Raw genomic sequence first — 24,367 nt, 5'->3', positions numbered from 1 at the left:
TTGGAATTGCGCCGTGATCCCGCAGCGATCGCCTGCGTCGAGCAGCAAAGCCGCTCCTTCGCGCCGGGTTGCCGGCTTCTTTGGCGCCTAATGGCCAGACGGCCAACAGCTTGCTGCATAGGCTTTGCATGAAATCAAGACGACGACCGAAAGATGTTCAGCTTCTCGTGCTGCATTCTCATGAACCCTGTCGCCAGCTTCGCAGCATTGCACGCGCGCGACAACTGTCGTGCGAGGGCCGCCAGGTGACGAAAGGCAATGTCTGACAAGCCGCGGTTTACCCGGGGTAGACTGCCAGAAGGGGCCCCGGAAGCGAAGGTTTTCTCCAGAGGGAGCATAGGCTTCGTGCCTCATACCAGATGAGAGCTGTCCGTTTGCCGTCATCCGACGCTGTCCGCGCGGCCATTGTCGCGTCGCTGCGACACGGTGACGCAACTCTAAATGGTACGGCCCGGATATGCAAGATCAGTACGCGGACGTTGCAGCGTCATCTCGGCCGGATGGGCACCAGCCACAGCGCGATGCTTGCAGAGGTTCGCTTGAACATCGCGTGCCGACTCCTCGCGGGTTCGAGCAAGCCCCTGTCCGATATCGCAAAATTCCTCGGCTATGCCAATGCAAGCAGCTTCAGCCGCATTTTCGTGCGTTTGATGAACGTTCAGCCCATCGTCTATAGACAGCAGCAACTTGCCGGCAAGCGACAACGGGCAGGCCATCGCAGACGCGCTCGCGCGATTGACGGCTGAGGTCATCAGCGACGATTGGCGCGAAATGGCAAGACGCTCGATCTGAATTGGCGCCAAATGCGCAGCGAAGCGACCGTCGGGCCTGGACGAAAACAATGCCGTCCCATTTCAGGGAGAGAAATGATCATGACACTTCGTGCTGCTCTATTTGCATCTTGCGCGGGCGCGTTATTGGCTTGCCCCCAAGACGTTCATGCTCAAACGGCCCTCGAATATAAGCCGCACGTTCCGCTGGAGAAATCCATCGGCCAGGCAAAGCCGGAAGTGGTGCCGTCTCTGTTCGTCCTCAATTCGCGCGGCGTGAGCTTGAAGGACGGAAAGCTTGTGCTGGCGGGAGTTTCGCCGAATGCGATCGTGTTCGCGGATCGACCGGTTCGCGCGGCCGGTCACGATCTCACGGCTCGCATCGTCGAGGATTGGGGCAACGGCACTGACAATTTCGCGAAGGATCCGCCGAACGCCACCGTTTCCGGATTCAGGAAAGACGGATCGTCGGTGGCGGATGCCGTGGTCGTTCTAAAATCGCCGAAACTTGACGGTGACAAGCTCACCTTCGATGTCGACGTGCTGGAGGGCGATCTCGCCGGCACCGATGGACCGGCCTCGGTCTTCATTGACATGATCGGGCGGCCATTCACACCGCTGTCCTTTGCCGGTGTCGCCCGCCGGACGGCTTGGCGCGGTGCATTTTATCGTGGCGCCACCTATGCGGGAGCTGCGGCCGCTGTTGGAGCCGCAACCTATCCGTACTACGCTCCCCGATGCGGATACTACCCCTATCCGCCTTGCTATTGAGCGCAGGTGCTGAGCTAGGAGGCTTTGTCGAACAAAGGGGTGCTACCACGGCCTCGCCCGCAAACATTGCCTCGACATCAAGAGGTCCCGGCAAGCCGACCACGAGGTGATCCAACACTGCACGGCTCATCCAGACCAGCTCATCATCGAAGCGATCGCAGTCGTCTTCAAGGACACGAGAGCAGCACTTGGAATCAAAATGCAACCATAGCCGCAGACAGGACGGGAGGCGCTGAAGGTCGACGCGTTGATCCCGTGTGGTCGGAGCGGTCCTCCGAAATTATTTTAAATCGTTTCAATGCAAGGGAGAGAACAAATGAACATCACTCGTCGCAATCTCACGTTTGGTGGAATGGGTCTGCTCACAGGAGCAGCGATGGGGCAATCGGCGCTCGCCCAGGACGGTTCCTTCCTGGGCGTCGGTCAAGGCTTGGAGGATTTCTGGCTGGCGAGCGACGCCTACATCTTCGGCTATCCGCTGGTGACGATGGAGATGACGCGCCGGGTCATCACCAATGTTGCCGAACCCGTCGGAACGCGCGGGCCGATGGGTCAGATGATCAAGCTGCGTCAATATCCGGACGCTTCATTCAGGGATGTCACCGCGCCCAACGCGGACACTCTCTACACAACCTCCTTCTTCGACGTCGGGAAAGAGCCGTGGGTCCTCAGCATCCCGGACATGAAGGGGCGCTATTTCCTGATGCCAATGCTGGACGGCTGGACGACAGTGTTTCAAGTGCCCGGAAAGCGCACCACCGGCACCGGAGCGCAGACCTACGCGATCACCGGACCCGGATGGAAGGGCACACTGCCGGCCGGCGTGAAGGAATACAAATCACCTACCAGTATCGTGTGGCTGCTTGGCCGCATCTATTGCACCGGCACGCCGGAGGACTACGCCGCCGTTCACAAGCTGCAGGATGAGTGCAAGCTCGTACCACTCAGTGCTTACGGCAAGCCGTACACGCCACCTCCGGGAAAGGTCGATCCGTCGATCGATATGAAGACCGCCGTCCGCGAACAGGTCAATCGCATGGACGCGGTGTCGTATTTCAAGCTGCTGTGCGAGCTCATGAAGACCAATCCGCCATCGGAAGCAGACGCGCCTCAGCTTGCCAAATTTGCCCGCATCGGCATCGATCCCGGACGGGACTTTGACGAGAGCAAGCTCAAGGCGGACTTCCTGAAGCGTCTACCAGAGGTGTCGTTTGACCGGATCATGCTCCAGTTCAAGATCAACAAGGCCGTCAAGGACGAGAATGGCTTTGCCTTCACAACGAAGACCGGCATCTATGGCACCGACTATCTGATGCGGGCCCTGGTGACCGCGATCGGGCTCGGCGCCAACCGTCCGCAGGACGCAGTCTACCCGACCTCGCTCAAGGACGCCGATGGCCGCAAATACAATGGCGCCAACAAGTACATCATGCGGTTTCCCAAGGGCCACCTGCCGCCAGCGGAGGGATTTTGGTCGCTGACGATGTACGATAGCGCGTACTTCTTCGTGAAGAATCCGATTGATCGCTACTCGATCAGCGCGCGGGAAGATTTGAAGGAAAACCCGGACGGCTCAACCGATCTCTACATCCAGAAAGACTCGCCGGGCAAAGACAAGGAATCGAACTGGCTTCCCGCGCCTGGGGGAGATTTCATACTGATGCTGCGCATGTACTGGCCGCAGGAAACAGATCCCTCGATCATCAACGGCACATGGACGGTTCCCGCCGCGAGGAAGGTTGGGACGTGAGAGATCGAGCGGATGCCGACCCATAGGGGGGCGGCATCCGTCAAATGAGCTCGCGCCGCGGAAGGAACGATGCCGCGGCAGAACAGATTGTTGCGCGATACGCCCGGAAGTGAAGGGGTGAGAGATGGACGCGGGAAAGGGACACGCCAACAGTCGAGGTCAAACAAAGCGAGGGATCCGTTTCCCGTTCAGAAGCCCGGTCATGGCTATGGCCATGCTGACAACGTCGGTCTGGTCAGCAACCGTCCGCGCCGACGAGGCCGGAGTTTCATATTGGCTTCCCGGCCGTTTCAGCAGCCTCGCAGCAACCCCTCAGGTCGCCGGGTGGTCGATGGCGGAAGTCTACTATCACACCAGCGTAAGCGCCTTCGGCAGTGCGGCGGCCTCAAGGGAAATCCAGGTCGGGAGAATTCCCGCCGCTGTGAACGTCGATCTGAACTTGCGCCTCAATGGGCAGGGCGATCTCGTTCTCCTCAATCCCACCTACACGTTTGCGACGCCGGTACTGGGCGGGCAACTCGCCATCGGCATAGTCGGACTATTCGGACGCTCGAGCGCGAACCTCGACGGAACGCTGACGGCGGCTGTCGGCCCGCTCGCGACGACGCGCACGGGCAGTTTCGGCGACTCGATCACGGCGGTCGGCGACTTGTATCCGCAGGCGACGCTCAAGTGGAACGCAGGCGTGCACAATTTCATGACCTACGTGACAGGCGATATTCCCGTCGGGGCATACAGCCCGACGCGTCTGGCAAATCTCGGCATCGGTCATGCCGCGATCGACGGCGGCGCCGGTTACACCTACTTCAACCCGCAAACGGGGCATGAATTTTCGGCGGTGGCGGGCTTCACCTACAACTTCAAGAATCAAGATACGCAATACCAGAACGGCATCGACTTCCACATCGATTGGGGCGCCTCGCAATTTCTATCCAAGCAGGTTTTCGTCGGCCTTGTGGGATATGCCTATCAGCAGATCACGGATGACTTTGGCCAGCACCCTGTGCTGGGAGGCTTTCGCTCGCGGGTGCTCGGCGCCGGGCCGCAAATCGGCTATCTGTTTCCGGTGGGGGACATGCAGGGCTATTTGAACCTGAAGGGCTACGGTGAGTTCGCCGCCGAGAATCGTCCAGCCGGTTGGAATACCTGGCTGACCTTCTCGATCTCGCCGATGGCGCCCACGACCACGGTGACGTCGACCCGGCGAATGACGACGAAATAGCGAAGCAAGCCAATATTGACGGATACCGCATCGGTTCGTCAGATTTCTCACGTTGTTCCCAGGCGGCGGCACCCGCGTTTCCTCTCGGCCCCTTGGCCGCATTCATTGCCGTGCTGATAGCCCGCCTGAACAGGATCATCGACCGATCAATCTACCTGAACCCGATCTCGCGCGAGAGGTTCGGATCGCGCTCAGCACGTTGGATGCCGGCCGCTTGAGGGACGGTGCCGCGTATTCGGCGGCCGGCGTCCGAAAGCCTGCAATGGAGGAAACCGAGCCTGAGGGAACGTAAGGCGTGCGGCAGGTGCTATCGGGATTTGAGCGCCGCGGGCGATCTGGCTGATTGAGATCGAGCCGATGCCACGAGTTGAAGAAGAACCGCAGCGTCGAGACGGTCTGGTTGATGGTCGGCACGCCGACCCATGGCAGGAGCTGTCACGCGACAGTAGGACGCAATCGCAAATCGATTGCGGCATTGAAGCGACACGTCTCGAGGGCTATCGAGCGGCGAAGCCATCTTCGATCGGAGGAACGCATGAGCACCATCACCGGCGGCTGTCATTGCGGCGCGATCCGCTATGAGGTCGAGGGCGAGGCGATCGTCCACGCGCTGTGCCACTGCCGCGATTGCCGGCTCCACGCCGGCGCCCCGGTCGTCGGCTGGACGATGTACGCGGAGGATGCCGTCAAGGTGACCAAGGGCGAGCCGAAGGTATACCACTCCTCGGAACATGCCCGGCGGCACTTTTGCGGCGACTGCGGCACCGGACTGTTCTATGTCAATGCCAGCATGATGCCGGGTGTGATCGACATCCAGAGCGCGACCTACGACGATCCCGAGGCGGTGCCAGCGACGATGCAGATCCAGGTCGCCGAGCGACTTCGCTGGATGGAGCATGCGCACGAACTGCCGGCATTCGACCGCTATCCTCCACAACCCTGACGGCGGAGGAGCACCGGCACTTTTGCCACCATCCCGAGACAGGCAACGCCCGAATCGAGGGTCAGGTCATCGATGGTGCCGGTGGCGCTCCGCGGCGTCGCTGGATGTGTACCCGCGGAGCTCGGCGTATCTTGCCAGTTGCGCTTGATCGAGAACCGCCGCAGCGCGCAGGTGATATTTGAGGTGAGCCTGCCGCAGCTCGCCCTGCGTTTTCGCGATGGCCGCCGTGGCAGAACCAAGACTTTCGGCCGTGATCGTGCGGCTGGCGAACTGCCGATCCAGATCCGCCTCCTTCTCGATCAATCTGGTGCCGATGGGAGTGGTTTCGGCCTTCATCTCGGAGAACATCTCCTCAAACTTGCTCCGCTGCTCAGGGTTCAATCCCAATTGGTCCGAGAGTTCGAGCACGTGGGAGGGCCCGGGATATCCATTGAGCTCGGCAGCGAGTGCGAGCCCCATGCCGCGTCCCGCCCGCAGATCGCCAATTTGCTGGTCCGAGAGCGCCTTGATGTGGCGGGACTGCATGCCGGCATAGGGTGTCTGCGCCCAGGCGGCAGCCGGCGCGAGCAAAGCGATGATCAAAACGACGATCTTCATGACTTTCCACCCATGTTGCGGGACATCAACCAATCATTACTGGGCGGCTTCGGGGACGTATACGCCAATCCCGCGGAGATGCTGCCGCCACGGGCATCAACGAGGGCTCGCCTGGCCCTCGTACATGAAGGTCATGGGCTTCAGCCCATTCATATATCCGGTGCGCATCTCGTCGATGCGGAAGCCGTTCCGGGTCAAGACGTCGGCAATGTCCCGATTGAGATGACAACCGCCCGAGATACGCATCCATGCGGGTGTCAGGCGATCCTGCCACCAGCGCACGCGCGGTTCGGGCGCGCGGCCATGCTCGACGAAGACCAGCTTCCCTCCCGGTTTCAGCACACGCCGCGCCTCCGTCATCGCGCGATCGACGTCCGGAATGCTGCACATGGTCCAGGTCGTCACGACCGTGTCGATGCTGCGGTCCTCGATCGGAAGCGCCTCGGCCGAAGCTTCGACAAACCCGACTGGAGTTTCCGGATGGGGAGCGTGCCGCGCCATCTCCAGAAGCTTTGGAGCGGGTTCAAGCCCCACAACCTGCTTCACCGTAGCCCCGTAGAACGGCAGGTTGCGGCCGGTCCCGACGCCGATCTCGAGCACCCGGCCCTGAGCCGCACGGGTCGCGCGTAGCCGGTAGGGCGCAAGTTCCTTGTTGCGCATCGCAAGGTCGCAAAGCCGTGGAAGAATGACGTCATTGTAGAAGCCCATGCGCGCATCTCCTAGCATCGCCGCTCAATGGTCTTGCTGATCTCTTCAGGTGCGGCAAAGATGACGTCCGCACGGTCTCCCATCATGCCAGCGGATACCAGGGCCGGCGCCCCACTTTCTGGACCATCTTTGCCCGAATCCGTCTTCAAGCGCAGATTGCGCTCCCAGAAAGCGCGCGTGACCCGGTGCCGGTGCTCCACATTATCGGCAGCAGGCCCGCCATGATGGCAACCACCGTCATCATCTTCGGGCAGACGCGCTCGACGGCGCCCTCCATGATGGCCTGGTGTCACCGCACATTGCGCCTCAGCGACGTAGCTGCCGATATCGCGATCGCGGATGTCGACGTAGCTGTCGGTCGCGAGCTGGCCATTCTCCGTCCGGATCGACGTCGGCCCCCGTGCAGGCTCGACCGTGGCGACTTCGCCAAGCGGCACGGCGCCGCCCGCGGGCATCGGCACCAGGATGTCGCCGGCGATCGCCTTCGGATTGTCGCGCAGGTCGCGCGGATAGCGCATGTTCACCGTGAACCGCTGCCGTCCTTCCACCGTCGTCGTGACCGTCTGACCACCGAGCGCGGCCGCGATGGTGTCCTGAACGTCCTGGATCAGGATGCCGTAGCGGGCGAGCGCCTCGCGATCGGGGACGATATCCAGATAGTAACCGCCGATACCGCGCTCGGCGTAGGCCGAGGATGTGCCCGGGACGGTCTTGATCACGCGTTCGACCTGCCTCCAGGGCCGACTCCATCTCGGCCATACCGTCCGGAGCCATGTCGACGCGTGTCTTGAAGATGACGGCATCCGCAACCGGCTTGCCGGTCTGCTTGTTGGTCAAGCGAACGGCGAGCGTGACGTCGCCACACTTCTTCATCTCGGGATTGACCGGCTCGAAAGCGTAATCGCCGGCACCCGCCATGGCGGCCGGAGGATGCAAGGGACTCATATGCAAGGGACTCATGTCGTCCGATCCGCACGAAGCAGCAGCAGCGCGAAGAAGGCGGAGACCGAGGCCGCCGCGCTGATCCACAGCGCGCTGCTGCCGAAATGCTCCACCATCAGTCCCAGCGCAAGCGGCGCGAAGGCGCCCGTTGCCCTCGACGGCAGCGAGATCACGCCGACACGCCTGCCGAACCCTACCGGCCCGAACAGCGCCAATGGCAGCGTACCGCGCGCAATGGTGATGATGCCGTTGCCCGCGCCATACAGCACCGTGAAGGCCGGCGCGAGCCAGGGGCCGCCCGCGACCAGTGCGAGCACGCCGACCGGATTCATGAGCACGGCGAGCCTTGTCGACAGCAGTGGATGAAACCGGCTGAGCCATCCTGCCTCCAGAAGGCGGGCGCCGACTTGCGCAGGTCCGACCAATGCTCCTGCGAACAAGGCCTGTGCCGGCGTGGCGCCGAACGCAACCAGCATGGCCGGCAGAATGGCCGAGACTCCGGAGCTGACGAAGCTTGCGGCCGCAAACATGTAGGCCAGCAGCATCATCGCGAAGGTTTCGCTCTGGCGGCCGGATTGTCGGCTCGTGCCCGGGCCCGGTCGGGAGTCCTGGTCCAACGGAGCGGCACGGGGCAGAGAAAGATTGAGCGGCAATGCAACGCCGATATGGATTGCCGCCCATACCTGACAAGCCGTGCGCCAGCCGTACTCCGAAGCGAGCCACGTCGTGAGAGGCCAACCGAGGGTGCTGGCGAAACCGGCAATCAGGGTGATGCCGGTGATCGTTCCTCGCGCATTGGCGCCGTAGATGCGCGCAAGCGTCGCGAACGCCGCTTCATAGAGGCCCATGCCCATGCCGATCCCGAGCAGGATCCAGGCGGTGACCAGCACCGCCACACCATGGGACACGGACAGCAGGAGCAGGCCCGCCACGAAGACGAGGTTCGAGACGGCAAGCAGGCTGCGCCCTCCGAACGTGTCGATGGCATGCCCGACTCTTGGGCCGAGCAGGCCTGAGATGACGAGCGCTCCCGACAGCGCGCCGAACAGGTAAGTCGGCGCAAGACCGAGATCGTGCGCAATCGGCGCGGCCAGGATCGCAGGGAGATAGTAACTCGACGCCCAGGCAATGGTCTGGGCACTGCCGAGCGCCACGACGACAGCGAGCGGGCTCGCGGTGCCTCCCGTCATGAGCAACCGCATCCCGCGCCGCCCGCCTTCCTGGCCGATTCATCGGCCGCGCAGCAGGCCGAGGGTACGTCCTTGGCCGGACCGCCGCAGCATCCCGCCGCGCCGGCGGACTCCACGCCGCCGCGTGTGCAGACGCCGGTCTCCGGCAGCACGAGTTCGACCCGTGCGGCAGCCTCCTTGTCGCCCGCGATGTCGGCGACGATCGAACGGACCTGCTCGTATCCGGTCGTCATCAGGAAGGTCGGCGCCCGGCCGTAGGATTTCATGCCGGCGAGATAGAAGCCCGGCTCGTCATGCGCCAGCTCGCGAGCGCCGTGAGGCCGCACTGTTCCACAGCTATGCTCGTTGGGATCAATGAGCGGCGCAAGCGCGACGGGCGCCTCGATCGCCGGGTCGAGCCGCAGCCGCAGCTCGGACAGGAACGAGAGATCTGGACGGAAGCCGGTCGACACCACCAGCTCGTCCGCAACCACGCTCCGCGCACCGCAGCAGGCGCCTGCCGAAATCCTGAGACGTCCCTCGAAGTCCGAAAGATGGGTGACACCGAAGCCGGTCTCGACCCCGATCTTTCCGGCAGCCACGAGCGCGGCGAAGCTGGAGCCCAGCTCGCCGCGCGCGGCAAGCTTGTCGTTGCTGCCACCGCCGAAGGCCTTTGCAGGATCGCCGCCGCGCAGCAGCCAGACGGGCTTGGTGCCGGGCACCTCCTCGGCGAGCCGCGCGAGATCGATCAGCGTGCCAAGCGCGGAATGGCCGGCACCGAGCACGGCCACGGCCTTGCCGGCATATCTGCCGCGATCCGTGCCCCGCACATCCGGCATGCCATAGGCGATGCGATCCGTGCGCTCGCGTTCGCCGATCGCTGGCAGGCCGTTGCTGCCCGCCGGATTGGGCGAGAACCACGTGCCCGACACGTCGACGACGGCGTCGGCGCGCAGCACCTCGGGGCCCTTGCCGTTCTGATAGCGGAGTTCGAAGGGCGCCTGCTCGCGGCCCCTGGTCTTCGCCTTGTCGAAGCCGGTGCGGCTGATGGCCGTGACGCGGCTCGACGTCCGGATCGCCTCGCGCAGCTTCGTTCGCATTGCGAGCGGCGCGAGATAGCGCTCGATCAGTTCGCCGCCGGTCGGATAGGATTGAGGATCGGGCGAATTCCAGCCCGTCGGCGCGAGCAGGCGCGCCGCCGACTTGTCGACATTGTATTCCCACGACGAGAAGAGCTGGACGTGCTGCCACTGCCGCACCGCATGCGCGGCCTCGGGCCCGGCTTCGAGCACGACGGGAGACATGCCGCGTTCGAGCACGTGCGCGGCGGCCGCGAGACCGACCGGCCCCGCCCCGATGATGGCTACAGTCTTCATTCCGATTCTCCTATATTTCTAGAATTATGGAATAAACGGTCAAATGAATCAGGCTGCCGTCTGAGCATCCTCGCATGCGGCTTCGTCCGCACAGCACTCTGCGACCAGGTAGTCGACCAGGCCCCGCATGGAGTCGAAATTGGCGTGGCAGATCAGGGTCGTCGCTTCCCTGGTCTGACTGACCAGTCCGACCGAGACCAGGGTCTTGATGTGGTGCGACAGCGTTGACGCCGGGATCTTCAGCTTGTCCTGCAGGCGGCCAACCGGCATGCCCGCGTGCCCGGCCCGGACCAATGCGCGGTAGATCTGAAGCCGGGTCCGGTTCCCCAGGGCTTCCAGACGTGCCGCTGCGTCATCGATCTTCATGGGCGCCACGATGTGTGCGTGCACACGAGTTGTCAAACGCTATTTCTAGAATGTTCGAAATAAACGCGCACGGAAGTTGACGCGATCCCAACAATTCCATAAGTCTGGATATATGGAAACAGAAGAGGCCGTTCTGGCGCTCGCCGCGCTGTCGCAACCGACCCGTCTGGAGGCGTTCCGGACGCTGGTCAGACACGAGCCTGACGGTCTTGCGGCCGGCGACCTCGCGCGCCTGCTCGAAGTCCCCCAAAACACGCTCTCGGCGCATCTGTCGATTCTGAGCCGCGCGCGCCTCGTGTCTTCCGAGCGGCACAGCCGCTCGATCATCTATCGCGCCAACCTCGGCGAATTTCGCGAAATTGCAGTGTTCCTGCTGCGCGATTGCTGCGGCGGACGGCCGGAGGTTTGCGACCCCGTCGTCGAGACCCTGCAATCGTGCTGCGCTCCCAAGCGAAAGGAGAAGGCCCGTGCCTGACCGCGTCTACAATGTGCTGTTCCTCTGCACGGGCAATTCGGCCCGGTCCGTGCTCGCGGAATCGATCCTACGCAAGGACGGTCGCGGGCGCTTTCGCTCCTTCTCCGCAGGAAGCACGCCGAAAGGCGCCGTGCATCCGCTGGCGCTGCGCACGCTGCAGAGCATGGACTACCCGATCGACGGGATGCGCTCGAAGAGCTGGCTGGAATTCGCGGCCGCCGATGCGCCGGTGATGGATTTCGTTTTTACCGTCTGCGACAACGCAGCCGGTGAATCCTGCCCGATCTGGCCGGGGCAGCCGATGACAGCACACTGGGGCATCGAAGATCCCGCGGCCGTCGAAGGCACCGATCTGGAAAAGCAGGCGGCATTTGTCACCGCATTCCGCTACCTGAGAAACCGGATCGATACTTTCGTGAACCTGCCGCTGAGAAGCATCGACAAGCTCTCGCTCGGCACCAGGCTGCGTGAGATTGGTCGCTCCGAAGGTGCGACGCACTCAACATCGAAGGCCGGCTAATGGACTCGTTCGACCTTTCGCGTCGGCTCGCTGCCGAAGCGCTCGGCACCGGCGTTCTCGTCGCCACTGTGGTCGGTTCCGGCATCATGGCGGAAACGCTAACCAAGGATGTGGCGCTTGCGCTGCTGTGCAACACCTTGCCGACCGGGGCCATCCTGGTTGTCCTGATCACCGTGCTCGGTCCGATCTCGGGGGCGCACTTCAATCCCGCCGTCACCCTCGTCTTCACCAGCAAGCGCGAATTGCCGGTGAATGAAGCCGCGCTCTACGTAATCGCGCAGATCGCCGGCGGCATCGCTGGGACGATCGCGGCGCACCTGATGTTCGGACTGCCCCTGCTCGACCTCTCGACCAAGCTGCGAACCGGAGGGCCGCAATGGTTTGCCGAAGCCGTCGCGGCGTTCGGGCTGGTCGCGACGATCCTGGCCGGCATCAGCTTCCAGCGGACGGCGGTTCCCTGGCTGGTCGGCCTCTACATCACTGCGGCCTACTGGTTCACCGCCTCGACCTCGTTCGCCAATCCGGCCGTCGCCATCGCAAGGTCGCTGACGAACACGTTTGCCGGGATCCGTCCCGTCGACCTGCCCGGCTTCATTGTTGCAGAGCTCTGCGGCGCCTTCGTCGGCATGCTGCTGATGAACTGGCTGCTCGGCCCCTCGCGAGCCCGCGGCCCTGTTCCGATTGCGGAGACACCCCGATGACCGTCACGATCTATCACAACCCCGCCTGCGGCACCTCGCGTAACACGCTCGCGATGATCCGGCAGAGCGGCACCGAGCCCGTCGTTATCGAATATCTCAAGACGCCGCCCTCGCGGGAGAAGCTCATCGAGCTCATCGCGACGATGGGCGTTCCGGTCCGCGCGCTGCTGCGTGAGAAGGGAACACCGTACAAGGAGCTCGGCCTCGACGACCCCAAATGGTCCGATGACGAGCTGATCGATCAGATGATCGCCCATCCCATTCTCATCAACCGTCCGATCGTGGTGACCCCGAAGGGCACGCGCTTGTGCCGGCCGTCGGAGGCCGTGATCGATCTGCTCGACAATCCCGTCGGCCGCTTCGTCAAGGAAGACGGCGAAGTGGTCGAAGCCCGATAGGATCGGGCGCTTGCGTAGCAGACGCAGGAAGCCCCTACCCCTTCGAGATGACCGCGCGGCCGTAGGGCGGTTGTGCCTGGACCGGCGGGTTGGCGGTCTGGGCGGCGAGCTCGCCGATCAGGCGGTCGGCATCGGCGGCCATGCCGTCGGGGGCCTGGATCACCAGGCGTTCCAGCGCCCAGCGGTAGGACGAGATGCGCTGCTCCAGGCACTGCTGCACCCACTGGATGATCAGCGAGTTCTCCTGCATGCGCGCGACCGCATCGTCCCTCTCCCCTGGCGAGAGCGCGGAGACGCGTGCCATGCTAGCATTGCGCTTCCTGTCGAGATCAATGACGCGGATCGCCGAGGCGAAGAACGGCTCGAAACGCGTGATGTCGTTGCGGACGTCCTCGATCAGCTGCGCATAACGCGAGGAATGCGAGCGGTGCGGCTCGTCGATCAGCGTGCGTCCGTACATGGTGCGGTCGAACACGATCTTCTGCCGCCACGGCGAGGGCAGCGCCTTGTAGTCGCCGAACACGCTCTTCCAGGCGGGGCGCGACAGCGGCGGCTCGATCATGGGATAAGCGAGGTCGCGGAGCTGGCGCTCTTCGTCGGTGAGCTGGAATTGCGAAGGCCGCAGGCCGACGCTGGAGGTCACCTCCGCGCCCAGCCAGCGATGCATGTCGTCGCTGCGCATGTCGGCCCGCGTGCGGCCGAAATCGCCGCCGCTGCAGGCGCAGAGCCCGGCGCCAAGCAGCGCAAGCAGGACGGCCGACAGGACTGGCCGGATCTGGCGGATGGAGTCCGGCATTGCCTGAAGCCGGATGTCAGCGACGGCGACGACGGCGCCCCGGCGCTGCGCCCTGCTCCGGCCCGCGATCGCCGCTGGTTTCGTCCGCCTCACGCTCGATCCGGATCACGGGAAGGATCAGCACCGTTCCCATGTCCGCGCGCGGAGCGACATCCCCCGACGAGCCCACCCGGCGACCGGCCGGAAATTCGATGATGGTCCCCATGTCAGCTCTCTTCGATTGCCGCGCGACCGAACGCGCCCCTGCAACATGCATTCATTAAGATCAGTTCATGGTTAACGGGATGTAAACGCGCCCCTCGGTCGACCCTTGGACCGTAACCTCACGGGCGCGCCGCGCCGTCCCGTTGCGGCACGACAACGCCTTAAGTTGCAGGGCCGGCTTCACGCCTCGTTTTCCTTAACGAGGCTTTAAAAGAACCTGCGCTAGGCTCGCCAACGAGTATCTTTCCCGAGTTGCGTACGCCTCCATGACCAAGTCGCTGTTTCCCGGATTCGACGGGCTGATGACCCTGTCCCGTCGCGAAGGTGTCGATGTCCGTCCGACGCTGCTGCGCGTGCTGACCGACCTTTATGTCCAGACCAGCACCCACAGCGACGATGAGCAGCGGCAGTTCGTCGAACTCGCCACGCGGTTGATCGACCAGGTCGACGATGCGACGCGCGCGGCCGTCAAGGCGCGGCTCGCGGTCTATGCGCAGACGCCCGTCCCGGTCCTGCAGAAGCTCGGGCTGGTCGCGACCCATGAGGGCCGCAGGGTGCCATTGGCCCGGGAGATCCCCACTCCGCCGTCCGGGCCCTCCCGCGTCCCGACCGAGGCCGAGCAACGCATGGCCACCAACATGGCGATGCAGCCGAAGGAGGCCGCCGAGATCCACGACATGTTCTTCCGCGCCGGTGCCTCCGAGCGCGCCCTGATCCTACACAATCTGGCGCAGAGCCCGCTGAAGGCCGCGCCGCGCATCCCGACCGTGCGCGCCAGGCGCGCGATCCAGATCCTGGAGATGGCGGCGATCGCGGGCGACGTCGAGAACTTCGCCTTCGAGCTGGTCGAGAGCCTGATTTTGCCCTCGCGCGTCGCAGCCCAGATCGTCGACGATGCCGGCGGCGAGGCGCTCGCGGTCGCCGCGCGCGCGCTCGACATGCCGAGCCCGGTCTTCCAGCGCATCCTGCTGTTCTTCAAGCCGGAGATCGGCACCTCCGTGAACGAGGTGTACCGGCTGTCGCGGCTCTACGACCGCCTCGGCGAGCGTGCGGCGCTGGTGATGCTGGCGGCCTGGCGCGGCTCGACGCTCGCTGTCACGCGCGCGAAGTACCAGGCAGCGCTGCATGACGGCGAACGCCAGCGCGCGCGGGCGGGCGCCGGCCAGACGCGGCCGGGCGCGCAGCCCGGCTCCGCGCCAGGGGTGCGGATGGGCACCGGCGGGTCGTCGGACCGCTGATTTGTTCGCGCCCGCTCCTGTTGGCGTTGAGTGTCAAGCACTCAGCGCGTTCCAAGCTCGTCATTGCCGATGCAGCGAGCGACACATTGCCCTCGTGCCCCGGACGCAGCGCAGCGCCCCCGGCGCTGCGAAGCATCGTCCGGTGCGGTGCGCTGCAGAGCCGGGGTCCATTTCACCGCGTCGATTCATGCCGCTTTCTAAGTCCCGGCTCTGCACGGCAACGCTGACGTATTGCCGCTTGTCCGGGACACGGCGGGGCGATAGCTAGGCCTTCGCCAATTCCAGAAAATGCCGCCCGGCACGATCTTCGGTCTCGACGATCCACGCGTCGGGATCGAAGCGGATTTCCTTGGTCAGCCGCTCCTCGATCGTGTGCTCCGCCAGCGGCTGCGGCGAGACGGGCACGAAAAATCGATCGATCGGCCGGCCGTCGTCATAGACGGTCTGCGGCGCCGGCGCGTACAGCATCGCGTTGCCGTCGAGCAGCGACACCTTGACGAACACCGCACCCGCCTCCTCAGCGCCGCGGCGCCGCACGGCACCGAACACGCCCTCGGTCTGGCAGCGGCGCAAGTAGGCCGCTACCCAAATGTTGGATTTCAAACGCATGAGTTCGACGATAGGCCAGCGCGAGGTCTCATGCCAGCCTCACCTCGTCCGTCTCACGCCTTGCGCGCGCCGTCCTGGCCGCCGCGAATCTGGGTCGCGACGAAATATGACAGCGGCATCGCGAGCGCGAATCCCACGGCCACGGCATAGGGGATGTTCCTGATGGCGTCGGCGGCGAAGCTCGGCACCATCAGCACGACGATCAGGCTGATGCCCGCCAGCGTCGTGCCGAGCATGATCCATACGAGAATCGAGACCTTGAACATGACGACCTCTCTTCCTTGATGAGGATGAGTGATCATGTTCCCCGAGGCCGCCCGCCGTCATTGATCCCACGCAAATCGCGCTCGCTCGCGGATCTGGTCTGCTGTGCGGGAGCCCGACGCCGGAATTGATTTGCGTCAATGACGGCTTGAGGTGCGGCTATTCGACGGGATGGCCGATCGCAGCGGCGAGTTCGCGCAGCAGCCGATCGGACAGCTGGCCGGTGACCGGCATCTTGTGCTCGCGCTCGAACTTCTGGATCGCGGACTGGGTCTCGCCGCCCATCGTGCCCGTGATCTTCAAATTGCCGTAGCCATATTCGGACAACGCGCGCTGCACGCCGGCAATACGTCGCGCGGCCGGGCTCTGCACCGGAATCGGCGCCGGCGGACGCAGGGCCGCGGGCGGCGTCGAGGTCGTCGCCTTGACCAGGTTGGTCATCGGATCGTTCGAGCGCGTCGATGCGGTCGCCTCGACGGGCTTTTCGGGCGCCTTCTCGACGGCATGCTCGGCAGGTTTGGGCTCGACGCGGAACTCCGTCGCTCGCGGCTCGAGCGGCGAGGTATCGGCGCCGACGGGGCGCGGACGCGGCAAGGGGTTCGACAGCGGCACGGACGACGGCGCGGGAAGATTGATCACCGTGCCGAACATCGGCGCGGGGTGCCGGCCGGTCTGCAGGAACAGCGCATTGGCAACGATCGCAGCGATCGCAGCGACGGCAACGAGGCCGGCCAGCGTATCCTTGGGACTGTGCAGCAGCACGCGCATCACGAGGTTGCGCTCGGTCTCGACATCGATGACCGCGGCCTTGACTCCGCCCTTGGCGCCACGGCGGCGCGGAGCGGCTTCGTCCTTGGCAGACTTCTTAGGCACTTTTCTTCACCAGAGCGTGTTGGTCGTGAGTTTGGTCTTGAAGGTCCTGGCGCAGCACCGGCGTCAGCGTCGCGATCTTGCTCTCGCTCGCCTTCTCATGGGCCGGCCTGATTTGCGGCGGCGTGTAGACGAGCGGCAGCTTGATGGTGACGGCGGTGCCCTCTCCCAACCTGCTTTGTACCGTCAATTCGCCGAGATGCAACGCCACGAGACTCTTGACGATGGAAAGTCCAAGTCCGGTGCCTTCGTGACGGCGCTGATAGGTCTTGCCGGCCTGGAAGAACGGCGCGCCGATGCGCTTGAGGTCGTCGGGTGCGATGCCGACGCCGGTGTCGCTGATGCGCAGCGTCAGCTGCGAACCCGACGCCGCGGCCGATACGGAGACCTGACCGCCGCGCTCGGTGAACTTGATGGCATTGGCCACGAGGTTGAGCACGATCTGCTTGAAGGCCCTGGGATCGCCGGTCATGACGGGCAGATCTTGCGGCACGTCGGTGATCAGGTCGATGCCGTTCTCCCGCGCCTTCAGCGCCAGCAGATTGCAGCAATGGAGCAGCGAGGCGCGCGGCGCGAACGGCTCGGACGCGATCTCGAAATTGCCCGACTCCATCTTCGACATGTCCAGGATGCCGTTGACGACAGAGAGCAGATGCTGGCCGGAATCGTTGATGAGCTGGGCGTATTCCTTGCGCTGGGCCGCCCCGAGCATCAGGGTCTGCTCCTGCGCGATCATCTCGGAGAAGCCGATGATGGCATTGAGCGGCGTGCGCAGCTCGTGGCTCATGGTGGCGAGGAAGCGCGTCTTGGCCGCATCGGCCGCCTCGGCGGCGCTGCGCGCCTGATCCAGCGCCTGCTCGAAAAGCTTGCGGTCGGTGACGTCGCGCATCACGGCGACGACTTCGACTTCACGGGTGGAAGCACGATCGGTATCCTGGCGGCCCGGATCCCGGTCGAGCGGGCGGCAGCGCATCTCGACCCAGATGAAATCGACCTGACTGCGCTCGGAGTCAACAGGTTCCCGCCGCAGCCGGAACTCGACGCTGCCGATGTCGCCACGCGCCGCATCCGACAGAGCGGTGAGATAGGCCGGCCGATCGGCGACATGGACGCGGTCGAACAGGCCGTGGCCGAGCAGCTGCGCCACTTGCACGCCGAGCATGGCCTCCACCGCCGGCGAGATGAACTGGACGGCGCCGTTGCGCTGATGCCGCGAAATCACGTCGCTCATGTTGCGCGCGAGCAGGCGATAGCGCTCCTCCTCGCGCGACAGGAGCGCGACGCCGGTGCGCGCGAGCGATTCCGCGCCGAAGGCGAGGCCTGCGGCATAGAGGGTCGCAGACGCAACGCCGAACGCCATCAGCACGCCGCGCTCGGCCGCACTCGGCTCCGCCACCGGCAGCCAGCCGAACTGGCTGATCAGGATCAGCATCCCGGCGCAGGACAGCGCGAGCAGCGAAGCGAAAGCCGCAACGCGCCGCGAGGCCGACAGTGCAGCTTCGAGCGGAACCACGACCAGCCAGACCGCGGCGAACGATTCGATGCCGCCCGTCGTGACCGCGACCGCCATGATCAGGCCGGCGAGCGCCAGCGACGACAGCACATGCGCGCCTTCGTAGCGTCCAGTGCGCGACAGGAACCAGGACAACATGATCGGCGCGATCAGCCAGGCGAAGGCCGCGACCTCGACCGCGCTCGGTGCGCCACGCAGGGCGAGATAGACCGGGAATGCGGCGAAGGCGGCCAGGCTGCCGAGCAGCCGCGGCGCCATGAAGGCACGATGGCGCGCTCGCATCAGCGCATCGTAGCGCGCGGAGGGATGCAGCAGTGCATCGAGACAATCGCGGATGATACTCAAAACTGTCACGGGTCTCGCGCTTCGGCTCGATCGTCTTCTGGAAGACGCGCCGGAACGCCTCCTTGTCGTTGAGCCACCGTGTCAGAGCGACCTTAAACGAGTGCTAAGGCGGCGCCGCGTGCCGACGGACAGCGCGCCGTCGCGGAGCTTTTTAGACGATTTGGCGACGTCTTCGCTGCGGATGGTGAACACAGGGTTTCACCGTCCTCCGCATGGTTTCGAATTGGTGGATGCGGGCGGCCGGCGGAATCACGGACGCGGACGTCAATCGAAAATTTACGAGACCGTCGCTTCCGAAGAATCTTGCGTCAACTTTTCGCGAATTAAGCTCAAGGCAATCACTTGCGATTTATCGAGAGTTGCTAGGTCCGGCATCCGCGGAGATTGCCGCGGGCGGACTCTAACGGACAGGTCGACAAGATGCGCTTTCTGCTTCGCATCACATTCTGGCTCGGGCTGGTGCTGGTGCTCCTGCCGCGGGACAAGACGCCCGAATCGGAGAAGCTGCCGCAGATCGGCGCCGCCGACGCGGTGCAGGCTGCGACTGCGGCCGTCTCCGACATGACCCAGTTCTGCAAGCGCCAGCCGGCGGCCTGCGAGGTCGGCGGACAGGCCGCGACCATCATCGGCCAGCGCGCCCAGGACGGCGCGAAGAAGCTCTACCAGATTATCAACGACAAGAAAGAGCAGATCACCAACGACAAGAACGACAAGACCGACAAGAAGGCGCCCGACCATACCGGCTCGATCGCGATGGCCGGCGAAGACGTCAATGCCGAGAACGAGGCGCCGCGCGACACCCTGACCCAGGACGACCTCGCGCTCGAATGGCGCGGACCTGCGGCGGCGAATCAGGACAATCAGTGAACTGAACCGGTGCGAGCGTGGCCCGCCTTTCGCGAGGGCGGAGGTGAGCCGGACGACCGGCTGCAGACATTCCGATCGTCAATTTGGGGCCCAACCCTATCGATTTCACGGCTTCGCGACCTTATATTGGCTTGAACGCGAACACGGGCCAGCATGACGACGATCGACGAAATCAGGGACAATTTCGAGCTTCTGGACGAGTGGGACGACCGCTACCGGTATGTCATCGAGCTCGGCCGTACCCTGGAACCGATGCCGGAAGCGGAACACTCGGCCGCCAACAAGGTACAGGGCTGCGTCAGCCAGGTCTGGCTCCAGAAGCTGGTCGACCGCGGCAATGGCGAACCGATCCTGAAATATCGCGGCGACAGCGACGCGCATATCGTGCGCGGGCTGGTCGCGATCGTGCTCGCGCTCTATTCGGGCCGCACGCCGCAGCAGATCCTCGATACCGACGCGATCGCGGTGTTCAACGAGTTCGGCTTTCGCGATCACCTGACGCCGCAGCGCTCCAACGGCCTGCGCTCGATGGTCGAGCGCATCAAGACCGACGCGAAAGAGGCGCTGGCGGAGGCGACGTAAGAAATTACTTCCGCCTCCGCTGCTGCTGCCCGAGGCCCATCCGCTTGGCCAGCTGCGAGCGCGCCACCGCATAGTTCGGAGCGACCATGGGATAGTCGGCCGGCAAGCCCCACTTCTCCCGGTATTGCTCCGGCGTCATGTTGTACTGCGTGCGCAGATGGCGCTTCAGCGACTTGAAGCGCTTGCCGTCTTCGAGACAGACCAGATAATCGGGCGCAATCGACTTCTTCAGCGAGACCGCCGGCTTGGCCGGCTCCAGCGGCGCGGTTTCGGTGCGGCCCGACGAGACGCGCACCAAGGCGCCATGCACCTGGCTGATCAGGTTCGGAATTTCGGCCGCAGGCGTCGAATTGTTGCTGAGATAGGCCGACACGATGCTCGCCGTCAGCTCGATGAAATTCTTCGCCCCAGCGTCCGACATCGGCCCGCCCTCTCTCCACCTTGCGTCTCACGGCATTGACGACGCCAAGGTATTCCGTGTCAACAATACGTTCGATTGAAATGCGACAACTGAGGACGACCCGCTGATTACTGATGAACGGCGCGGTTTTACTTGCCCGCGGCGGCCTCAACCGCGCTGGTCGAGATGGGCGCGGAGCTCGTCGATCGAGGCAAAGCGCATCATGCCTTCCGGCATCTGCGCCTCGATCGAGCCGTCGGAATAGAGCGAATAGGCCATGCCGTCGACGACGCCGGATTTGAGCACGGTCACGGGCGCCGGCTCGACAGCTGGCGGCGGTTCGGGTGCAGGCGGTGGGGCGGCCTCCGCAAAGGTCGACGGAGAACGCGGCGGCGGACGGCGCGGGGCGGGCGGCGGCTCCGGCGCGCGCGTACGGTCCGGCTTCGGCCAGGCGACGTCAAAGCTCGCAGGCGGAAGGTCCGGGGCCTCACCGGGCTCCGCAGGCGGCTGCGGCATATCTTCAGGGGCCTTCGCCTCCGCGCGCTCGCGCTCCTTGCGCGAGGTCGAGGCGAACAACAGGTTGCGCCGGCGCGGCGCTTCCGGAGCGGGCGGCGGCGTAGCAGCTTCCGCCTCCTGCGGTCCCTCGACGCGCGGACGCTCGCGCGCAGCAGCTTCGCTCTGCCAGGGCGGCGGACCTGCGGATGGCGGCGCTGGCTCGGGCGCAGCTGCGCCAGATACGGCGAGACCCGGCAGCACGGGCCTGACCCGCACCTCGGACGGCACGACCACATCGGCCAGCCGGCGGGCAATGCCCTTGAGCTCGATCAGCACGAGACGCAGGCCGATCAGTAACATTCCGGAGCAGACGCCGATGGTGCCGGAGATTATGAGAGTACCGCCGAGGCTGAACTCACTGATCGTCAGGCCGAAAATGATCGCGAGGAGACCCGCCAGTACGGCGCAAATCCCCACGATCAACAATGCCAAGCTCATCGAACTCACCCCCGGCCGCGCATCCACACGCGACAACCGCTGCGCCAAGATACCGTCATACGATGTTCCACGCCAACGGCCAATTGCGGGCGGTGTTCCTAAAGGGAAGGAAATCAGAGACTTATTCACATTCCCTTCAGCTCCGGCTCGGTACTGCTGAAACTCCTCTCAAGAACGGGAATTGCTGCGTCGCATCAGGAATTTAGCCATAATGCCCAATTACTTGGTAATGGAACTGCGCTATAGGGAGTCCGGGGAGCAGGCCCGCGCGCACCAGCAGGGCCAAGAGGGGATCCCGGGGCACCGATAGCCATGACATCCATCACGACCTCGGCGATCGACACGCCTCTGCGGCGCTCGGTCGAACGGACTTGCGACGATCTCGCCATGCTGGTGCTGGCCGCGGTCGCCGTCATTGCAGGCTTGACCTTCCGCGACTACGGGCTCGGCTGGGACGACTACACCCACGCTGAATATGCCGACCTGCTGCTGCGCATGTTTGGTTCCGGCTTCAGGGACACCGCGGCGCTCTCCTTCGCCAATCTCTACATGTATGGTGGCGGCTTCGACATGGTCGCGGCCCTCCTGCACAAGGTCATTCCGCTCGAATTGTTCGAGACGCGCCGTCTGGTCGGCGCCATCGTCGGCGTGATCGGGCTTGCGGTGACGTGGCGGCTCGGCCGCCGCGTCGGCGGCCCCCTTGCCGGTCTTGCCTCGCTCCTGCTGCTCGCGCTCTGCCCGATCTTCTACGGCCACATGTTCATGAACCCGAAGGATGCGCCCTTCGCGGTGGCCATGATCATCCTGATGCTCGGCCTCGTCCGGCTCGCCGAGGAATATCCGCAGCCGTCGCCGCGCACGATCCTCATTGTCGGCCTGGGTGCCGGCCTTTCGCTGGGCTGCCGCATTCTCGGCGGGCTCGCATTGGTCTACGCCGTGCTCGGCTTCATGCCATTGTTCCTGGAGGAACTGCGCACCGAAGGTTTGCGCGAGTCGGTCCGCCGCTTTGCCCATGTCGTCTATGTGCTGCTGCCCGGCCTCGTGCTGGGTTACCTCGTGATGGGCCTGATCTGGCCGTGGTCGATCATGGAGCCCGGCAATCCCTTCGAGGCGCTGACCTACTTCTCGCATTTCTTCGAGAAGCCGTGGAAGGAGATGTTCGACGGCGCGATCGTGTCGGTGCCCGACATGCCCTGGTCCTATCTGCCGACGCTGTTCGCACTCCAGCTGCCCGAGGTGATGCTGGTGCTGATGGCCGGCGCCGTGTTCGGCACGTTCGCCATGCTGCCCCGACGCGAGGTTCCGGCGCGCCGCAAGACCATCCTCTTGATGCTGACGCTGGCTGCCACCCTGCCGCTCGCGATCGCGATGGTGAAGCGCCCGGCATTGTACAACGGCATCCGTCATTTCGTCTTCGTGATCCCGCCGATGGCGGTGCTCGGCGGCGTCGCCTTCGCCTGGGCCATGGAGCGCCTGCGCGCCAATCACCGCACCTGGCAGCCGGTCGTGCTCGCGACCTTCTGCTTCGGCCTCGCGCTGTCGCTCGCCGAGATGATCCGGCTGCACCCCTATCAATACACGCATTTCAACCACATCGCCGGGACCGTTCGCGGCGCCGACAACCGCTTCATGCTGGACTATTGGGGCCTCGCCCTGAAGCAGGCCTCCGACGAACTGCGCGAGCAGCTCGTCGAGCGCCAGGAAGTGCCGTCCACCAATCGCAAGTGGAAGGTCGCGGTGTGCGGTCCGCAGCGTCCGGCCCAGGTCGCGCTCGGGCCCGACTTCACCATCGGCTGGGATTCCAACGCGGCCGATTTCGCCATGACCCTCGGCGAGTTCTACTGCAAGGGTCTCACCGCACCCGTCATGGTCGAGATCAAGCGCGACGACGTGGTTTTCGCCCGCGTCTACGACATCCGCGGCCGCAGCATTTCCAGCCTGCTGTCGATCCCGGCGCCGTAGTGATCGTGTCCGGCAGCCCGGATGAGCGGAAAGTGACATCCGGAACCCCTCGCCTGGTCCCGCATACGCTTGCGCTCATGCGGACTACGCTTGACTGCCGCGCTCCGGACGCGCCTTGCCGCCGCCCACCGCCACGACTAGGGTGCATCCCCGCAACAACGATGTTCGGAGAGATCGGCCATGTCGCCAGCGGAAGCGCGCCTTAAAGAAGTGCCGTCGAACATGACGGAGGCGGAGTGGCAGCAACGGGTCAATCTCGCCGCCTGCTATCGCCTCGTCGCGCTGTACGGCTGGGACGATCTGGTCGACACCCACATCTCCGCGCGCGTGCCCGGCCCCGAGCATCACTTCCTCATCAATCCCTACGGGCTGATGTTCGACGAAATCACCGCCTCCAGCCTCGTCAAGGTCGACCTGCACGGCAACCAGCTCTCCGAGAGCGAATACAGCATCAATCCGGCGGGCTTCACCATCCACTCGGCCATCCACGAGGTGCGCGAGGACGCGATCTGCGTGCTTCATCTCCACACGCTCGACGGCACTGCGGTGTCGAGCAGCGCCGAGGGCCTGTTGCCGCTGAACCAGACCGCCCAGCTCGTCACCCACGACCTCGCCTATCACGACTATGAAGGCATTGCGCTCGACCACGACGAGCGGCCGCGGCTCCAGAACGATCTCGGGGACCACAACCACATGCTCCTGCGCAACCACGGCACGCTCACGGTCGGCCGCTCGGTCGCCTCCGCCTTCGAGCGCATGTATCATCTCGAGCGCGCCTGCTCGATGCAGGTGCGCACGCGCGCGCTGGGCACGCCGGTCTATCCGGTCGACGATGTCGCGATCGACAAGAACACCGAGCTGCTGTCGAACCGCGACCGCGCCGAGCTGCGCGCGACCAACCTGGTATGGCCGCCCCTGCTGCGCAAGCTCGACCGCGTCAACCCGGGCTACAGGTCTTGAGATATTCGGGATCTGGTGTAGAGTAGCGCCCAACCAACCTCTACGCCTTTTGGAAT

General features: G+C 64.4%; 27 protein-coding genes and 2 pseudogenes. 14 read left to right on the top strand and 15 right to left on the bottom strand.

Features of this window, described 5'->3' with window-relative positions; translation table 11 throughout:
* Positions 1–359: 359 nt before the first annotated feature.
* The 5 genes from XH87_RS36670 (at position 360) to XH87_RS31250 (ending at position 5,456) form a co-directional block, all read left to right on the top strand.
* Positions 360–746, top strand: coding sequence for a helix-turn-helix domain-containing protein (locus XH87_RS36670; protein WP_035699705.1), 387 nt, complete (start codon positions 360–362; stop codon positions 744–746).
* 120 nt (positions 747–866) lie between these two features.
* On the top strand, positions 867–1,541 hold the full coding sequence (locus XH87_RS31265) for a hypothetical protein (protein WP_271590201.1): 675 nt from the start codon (positions 867–869) through the stop codon (positions 1,539–1,541).
* A 316-nt stretch (positions 1,542–1,857) separates the two neighbouring features.
* Positions 1,858–3,291 carry a DUF1254 domain-containing protein gene (locus XH87_RS31260; protein ID WP_271590200.1) on the top strand — a complete coding sequence of 478 codons (1,434 nt, stop codon included), beginning with the start codon at positions 1,858–1,860 and terminating at the stop codon, positions 3,289–3,291.
* Positions 3,292–3,493: 202 nt separating this feature from the next.
* The gene (locus XH87_RS31255) at positions 3,494–4,513 is read left to right on the top strand and encodes a SphA family protein (protein ID WP_271590199.1); all 1,020 of its coding nucleotides are present in this window, start codon (positions 3,494–3,496) and stop codon (positions 4,511–4,513) included.
* 535 nt (positions 4,514–5,048) lie between these two features.
* Positions 5,049–5,456, top strand: a complete 408-nt coding sequence (locus tag XH87_RS31250; RefSeq protein ID WP_035699772.1) for a GFA family protein — start codon at positions 5,049–5,051, stop codon at positions 5,454–5,456.
* Between the two features lie 66 nt (positions 5,457–5,522).
* Here XH87_RS31250 and XH87_RS31245 read toward each other — a convergent pair whose 3' ends face one another.
* The 7 genes and pseudogenes from XH87_RS31245 to XH87_RS31215 all read right to left on the bottom strand — a co-directional run bounded on the left by XH87_RS31245 (position 5,523) and on the right by XH87_RS31215 (position 10,614).
* The gene (locus XH87_RS31245) at positions 5,523–6,053 is read right to left on the bottom strand and encodes a Spy/CpxP family protein refolding chaperone (protein WP_271590198.1); all 531 of its coding nucleotides are present in this window, start codon (positions 6,051–6,053) and stop codon (positions 5,523–5,525) included.
* 96 nt (positions 6,054–6,149) lie between these two features.
* Entirely contained in the window at positions 6,150–6,761 is a 612-nt protein-coding gene (locus XH87_RS31240; protein WP_271590197.1) for a class I SAM-dependent methyltransferase, read from the bottom strand.
* Positions 6,762–6,915: 154 nt separating this feature from the next.
* A pseudogene (locus XH87_RS31235) lies at positions 6,916–7,495 on the bottom strand (efflux RND transporter permease subunit); the annotation flags it as partial.
* A 1-nt stretch (position 7,496) separates the two neighbouring features.
* Positions 7,497–7,721 (bottom strand): annotated as a pseudogene (locus XH87_RS31230) (FixH family protein); the annotation flags it as partial.
* A complete protein-coding gene (locus tag XH87_RS31225) occupies positions 7,718–8,905 on the bottom strand; it encodes an MFS transporter (RefSeq protein ID WP_442868323.1) in 1,188 nt (395 codons plus the stop codon). The pseudogene XH87_RS31230 and the gene XH87_RS31225, both read right to left, overlap by 4 nt.
* Positions 8,890–10,248 (bottom strand): NAD(P)-binding domain-containing protein, encoded by a 1,359-nt coding sequence (locus tag XH87_RS31220; protein WP_271590195.1) that lies wholly within the window; start codon positions 10,246–10,248, stop codon positions 8,890–8,892. Before XH87_RS31220 ends, XH87_RS31225 begins: the two co-directional genes overlap by 16 nt.
* 48 nt (positions 10,249–10,296) lie before the next feature.
* Positions 10,297–10,614: an ArsR/SmtB family transcription factor gene (locus XH87_RS31215; protein ID WP_271590194.1), complete on the bottom strand. Its 318-nt coding sequence runs from the start codon at positions 10,612–10,614 to the stop codon at positions 10,297–10,299.
* A gap of 112 nt (positions 10,615–10,726) precedes the next feature.
* On the opposite strand from XH87_RS31215, the gene XH87_RS31210 reads away from it, so the two are divergent.
* From XH87_RS31210 to arsC, 4 genes are read left to right on the top strand one after another with little or no spacing between them, the layout of a single operon-like run.
* Entirely contained in the window at positions 10,727–11,089 is a 363-nt protein-coding gene (locus tag XH87_RS31210; RefSeq protein WP_271590193.1) for an ArsR/SmtB family transcription factor, read from the top strand.
* A complete protein-coding gene (locus XH87_RS31205; RefSeq protein WP_271590192.1) occupies positions 11,082–11,609 on the top strand; it encodes an arsenate reductase ArsC in 528 nt (175 codons plus the stop codon). The genes XH87_RS31210 and XH87_RS31205 overlap by 8 nt, the downstream gene beginning before the upstream one ends.
* A complete protein-coding gene (locus XH87_RS31200) occupies positions 11,609–12,310 on the top strand; it encodes an aquaporin (RefSeq protein WP_271590191.1) in 702 nt (233 codons plus the stop codon). Before XH87_RS31205 ends, XH87_RS31200 begins: the two co-directional genes overlap by 1 nt.
* Entirely contained in the window at positions 12,307–12,708 is a 402-nt protein-coding gene (gene arsC / locus XH87_RS31195; RefSeq protein WP_271590190.1) for an arsenate reductase (glutaredoxin), read from the top strand. Before XH87_RS31200 ends, arsC begins: the two co-directional genes overlap by 4 nt.
* 34 nt (positions 12,709–12,742) lie before the next feature.
* Here the strand turns inward: arsC and XH87_RS31190 are convergent, their stop codons facing one another.
* Entirely contained in the window at positions 12,743–13,504 is a 762-nt protein-coding gene (locus tag XH87_RS31190; protein WP_158667977.1) for a hypothetical protein, read from the bottom strand.
* Between the two features lie 16 nt (positions 13,505–13,520).
* Positions 13,521–13,709: a hypothetical protein gene (locus tag XH87_RS31185; RefSeq protein WP_035699736.1), complete on the bottom strand. Its 189-nt coding sequence runs from the start codon at positions 13,707–13,709 to the stop codon at positions 13,521–13,523.
* 265 nt (positions 13,710–13,974) lie between these two features.
* Between XH87_RS31185 and XH87_RS31180 the strand changes: the two genes are divergently transcribed.
* Complete coding sequence (locus XH87_RS31180; RefSeq protein ID WP_271590189.1) at positions 13,975–14,946, top strand: DUF2336 domain-containing protein; 972 nt, start codon at positions 13,975–13,977, stop codon at positions 14,944–14,946.
* 264 nt (positions 14,947–15,210) lie between these two features.
* On the opposite strand, the gene XH87_RS31175 is transcribed toward XH87_RS31180, so the two are convergent.
* The 4 genes from XH87_RS31175 to XH87_RS31160 form a co-directional block, all read right to left on the bottom strand.
* Positions 15,211–15,555 (bottom strand): DUF1491 family protein, encoded by a 345-nt coding sequence (locus XH87_RS31175; RefSeq protein ID WP_035699739.1) that lies wholly within the window; start codon positions 15,553–15,555, stop codon positions 15,211–15,213.
* Positions 15,556–15,608: 53 nt separating this feature from the next.
* Positions 15,609–15,821 (bottom strand): hypothetical protein, encoded by a 213-nt coding sequence (locus XH87_RS31170; RefSeq protein WP_199762855.1) that lies wholly within the window; start codon positions 15,819–15,821, stop codon positions 15,609–15,611.
* Positions 15,822–15,978: 157 nt separating this feature from the next.
* Complete coding sequence (locus tag XH87_RS31165) at positions 15,979–16,692, bottom strand: peptidoglycan-binding domain-containing protein (protein WP_271590188.1); 714 nt, start codon at positions 16,690–16,692, stop codon at positions 15,979–15,981.
* Complete coding sequence (locus XH87_RS31160; protein WP_271590187.1) at positions 16,685–18,556, bottom strand: PAS domain-containing sensor histidine kinase; 1,872 nt, start codon at positions 18,554–18,556, stop codon at positions 16,685–16,687. Before XH87_RS31160 ends, XH87_RS31165 begins: the two co-directional genes overlap by 8 nt.
* Before the next feature lie 411 nt (positions 18,557–18,967).
* On the opposite strand from XH87_RS31160, the gene XH87_RS31155 reads away from it, so the two are divergent.
* A complete protein-coding gene (locus XH87_RS31155; protein ID WP_271590186.1) occupies positions 18,968–19,414 on the top strand; it encodes a DUF5330 domain-containing protein in 447 nt (148 codons plus the stop codon).
* A gap of 153 nt (positions 19,415–19,567) precedes the next feature.
* The gene (locus XH87_RS31150; protein WP_035699749.1) at positions 19,568–19,996 is read left to right on the top strand and encodes a SufE family protein; all 429 of its coding nucleotides are present in this window, start codon (positions 19,568–19,570) and stop codon (positions 19,994–19,996) included.
* A 4-nt stretch (positions 19,997–20,000) separates the two neighbouring features.
* Here XH87_RS31150 and XH87_RS31145 read toward each other — a convergent pair whose 3' ends face one another.
* Both XH87_RS31145 and XH87_RS31140 read right to left on the bottom strand, forming a co-directional pair.
* Positions 20,001–20,417 carry a MucR family transcriptional regulator gene (locus tag XH87_RS31145; protein ID WP_035699751.1) on the bottom strand — a complete coding sequence of 139 codons (417 nt, stop codon included), beginning with the start codon at positions 20,415–20,417 and terminating at the stop codon, positions 20,001–20,003.
* Between the two features lie 147 nt (positions 20,418–20,564).
* The gene (locus XH87_RS31140; protein WP_271590185.1) at positions 20,565–21,389 is read right to left on the bottom strand and encodes a DUF308 domain-containing protein; all 825 of its coding nucleotides are present in this window, start codon (positions 21,387–21,389) and stop codon (positions 20,565–20,567) included.
* A 312-nt stretch (positions 21,390–21,701) separates the two neighbouring features.
* Here XH87_RS31140 and XH87_RS31135 point away from each other — a divergent pair, with 312 nt between their 5' ends.
* Both XH87_RS31135 and XH87_RS31130 read left to right on the top strand, forming a co-directional pair.
* Positions 21,702–23,351, top strand: a complete 1,650-nt coding sequence (locus XH87_RS31135; protein ID WP_271590184.1) for a glycosyltransferase family 39 protein — start codon at positions 21,702–21,704, stop codon at positions 23,349–23,351.
* Between the two features lie 180 nt (positions 23,352–23,531).
* On the top strand, positions 23,532–24,311 hold the full coding sequence (locus tag XH87_RS31130) for a class II aldolase/adducin family protein (protein ID WP_271590183.1): 780 nt from the start codon (positions 23,532–23,534) through the stop codon (positions 24,309–24,311).
* The last annotated feature ends 56 nt before the right edge of the window (positions 24,312–24,367 follow it).

This window comes from Bradyrhizobium sp. CCBAU 53415, from assembly GCF_028128735.1.
GTDB lineage: Bacteria > Pseudomonadota > Alphaproteobacteria > Rhizobiales > Xanthobacteraceae > Bradyrhizobium.
Note: the sequence above shows the minus strand (reverse complement) of the source record. Positions and strands in the feature narration are given on the sequence as shown.